Annotated in this window: 1 protein-coding gene; it reads left to right on the top strand. The window is 64.1% G+C overall.

The window, feature by feature from the left end:
• On the top strand, window positions 1–1,472 hold a 1,472-nt coding region (locus ACNA7R_RS20335; RefSeq protein WP_416285352.1), incomplete at both ends, for a WD40/YVTN/BNR-like repeat-containing protein.

Genomic DNA, 1,472 nt, shown 5'->3' with positions numbered 1-1,472 from the left:
GCGGTCACCGGCGAGGCCGGCAGCGAGACGGTCCACCTGATCAACGGCTCCGGCGAGTATCTGCGTGGTCAGCTTACCGGCGAGGGTGGCGTCGAGTGGGGGCAGGTGACCGAACCTGGTGGTGGCTCGAGCGCGTTGGGCATCGACTTCGTCGACGACGGGACCGGCTACGTTGCTGATACGACGAGCCAAGTCTACGAGACCACCGACGGTGGCGAGAGCTGGGAGACGATTGGTGTCGACGGCGGCTCTGCGGCGTACAACGATATCGTTGCCCGCTCCTCAGACGAGATCTACGTCGCGGCCGGTGACGGAACCGTATTGCGGTACAACGGCGCCGTCTGGACCAAGCGCTGGGCTGGCGGCAACGAACTGCTCGGTGCTGATGCCACCGAGGATGAGGCCGCGCTATCTGGTGCCGAAGGGACGATATACGAACACACTGCTCGGAGCTGGCAGGCCGCCGACACTGACGCGAACGGGTCACTAGATGGTATCGGACTCGACGAGAGCGGCGACTACCCCCATGCCGCTGTTGGGGCTGGTGGGCTCGCCCTCGAGGCGGGTGAGTACGAAGCCGAGCCAGTCGACGACGATGAGGAGCCAGCCGACTGGGAGGCCGCTGAATCGCCGGTCGAGGCGATCCTCTACGACGTTGTCGTCGCCGAAAACGGGTACGCGGTCGGTGAGGGAGGGTACGTTCTGGAACGCGACAACGGCGAGTGGGCCGTCGCCGTCGAGGACGGCCCCGGTGAGGAGGAAAACGGGTTGAACGCCGTCGACGCGACTGACCTCGGAAGCACGGTCTGGTTCGCCGGCGACAGCGGTGCGGTCGGTGAGTACGACGCCATCGAGGGCCAACTGACTGATCACTCTCAGCCGGAAGAGATGACAAGCACCTGGGAAGCGATTGCCGTCACGGGTGAAGCCGGCAGCGAGACGGTCCATCTCGTCAACGGCTCCGGCGAGTACGTAAACGGGTCGAAACAGGCTGACGGCAGCGTCGAGTGGGGCGAGGTTGTCGAACCCGGTGGGGGCTCGAGCGCACTAGGGATCGACTTCGTCGACGAGGAGATTGGCTACGTCGTCGACACGACCAGCCAGGTATACGAGACCACTGACGGCGGCGAGAGTTGGGAGACGATTGGTGTCGACGACGGGACTGCTGCTTACACCGCGGTCACTGCCCGAAGCGCCGAGGAAATCTACGTGTCGGCTGGCAGTGGTATCGTCCTTCGGTACAACGGTGCCGTCTGGACGAAACACTGGGCTGGCGGCAATGAGCTGAACGCCGTCGACGCCAACGACGACGACATCGCCGTGGCTGGTGCTGAGGGAACAATCGTTGAACGGACAACCCGACGGTGGGCAAGTGCGGAAACACCAACCGAGGCGACGATCTACGGTATCGCGCTCAACGGGACTACACCAAATCCGGGACTGGTTGTCGGCAACCCAGGAACGATCTTCGA

Source organism: Natronococcus sp., assembly GCF_047921035.1.
In the GTDB taxonomy this organism is placed as follows: domain Archaea; phylum Halobacteriota; class Halobacteria; order Halobacteriales; family Natrialbaceae; genus Natronococcus.
Note: the sequence above shows the minus strand (reverse complement) of the source record. Positions and strands in the feature narration are given on the sequence as shown.